Source organism: Mesorhizobium sp. M7A.F.Ca.CA.002.15.2.1, from assembly GCF_003998715.1.
GTDB lineage: Bacteria > Pseudomonadota > Alphaproteobacteria > Rhizobiales > Rhizobiaceae > Mesorhizobium > Mesorhizobium ciceri.
On sequence record NZ_RZPI01001107.1, the window covers coordinates 1 to 972 of the forward strand.

The 972-nt window shown below is 59.6% G+C and carries 2 protein-coding genes; both read right to left on the bottom strand.

Annotated elements, in window-relative coordinates:
* On the bottom strand, positions 1-446 hold a 446-nt coding region (locus tag ENZ74_RS32965; protein WP_281059767.1), incomplete at its 3' end, for a TCP-1/cpn60 chaperonin family protein.
* 33 nt (positions 447-479) lie between these two features.
* Positions 480-842 carry a co-chaperone GroES gene (locus tag ENZ74_RS32970; RefSeq protein WP_013530533.1) on the bottom strand — a complete coding sequence of 121 codons (363 nt, stop codon included), beginning with the start codon at positions 840-842 and terminating at the stop codon, positions 480-482.
* Between the last annotated feature and the right edge of the window lie 130 nt (positions 843-972).

The window sequence follows — 972 nt, forward strand, 5'->3', positions numbered from 1 at the left end:
GTGCCGACCTGCGCGATCTCGGCCGACGACTTGACCTTCTTGGCGCGCGCCTGGATTTCCTTGACCACGGCGGAAACCGCCTGGTCGATGCCGCGCTTCAAATCCATGGGATTCATGCCGGCGGCGACCAGCTTGGCGCCTTCGCGCAGGATCGAGGCGGCCAGCACCGTGGCGGTGGTGGTGCCGTCACCGGCGAGGTCGTTGGTCTTCGAGGCCACTTCGCGCACCATCTGGGCGCCCATGTTCTCGAACTTGTCGGCAAGCTCGATTTCCTTGGCGACGGTGACGCCGTCCTTGGTGATGCGCGGCGCGCCATAGGCCTTGTCGATGATGACGTTGCGGCCCTTGGGGCCGAGCGTGACCTTCACAGCATTGGTAAGGATCTCGACGCCGCGCAGCATGCGGTCGCGCGCGTCGGTGGAGAATTTGATTTCCTTGGCAGACATGATTTTTATCCAGTACGTTCGGAGAAAATAAGGTCAGGCAGCTTTCTTGGCGGCCACGGTCTTGTCGGTTGCAGCGGTCTCGCCCTTGTCGATGATGCCAGTCTCGTCCTTGTCGATGACGCCCATAATGTCGGCTTCCTTCATGATCAGAAGGTCCTCGCCGTCGATCTTGACCTCGGTGCCCGACCATTTGCCGAACAGGATGAAGTCGCCGGCCTTGACGTCGAGCGGAACAAGCGCGCCGTTTTCGTCGCGTGCGCCAGGGCCGACAGCGATGACTTCGCCCTCCTGCGGCTTTTCCTTGGCAGTGTCGGGGATGATGATCCCGCCCTTGGATTTGATATCGCCTTCGGCGCGACGAATGACGACGCGGTCGTGGAGTGGCCGAAATTTCATGGGAACTTTCTTTCTGGGGGCCGGCACAGGCGGCCACGCCCCTCCTCTATAGACGCGTTGGCACTCGATAGATAGGAGTGCCAAAAATTATTCGCGTACCAAATTAAATATTCAAAAGTATTATTTCAGC

Excerpts from the sequence above, each read along its gene's own strand:
- ENZ74_RS32970 (WP_013530533.1), bottom strand. The coding sequence starts at position 842 with ATGAAATTTCGGCCACTCCACGACCGCGTCGTCATTCGTCGCGCCGAA.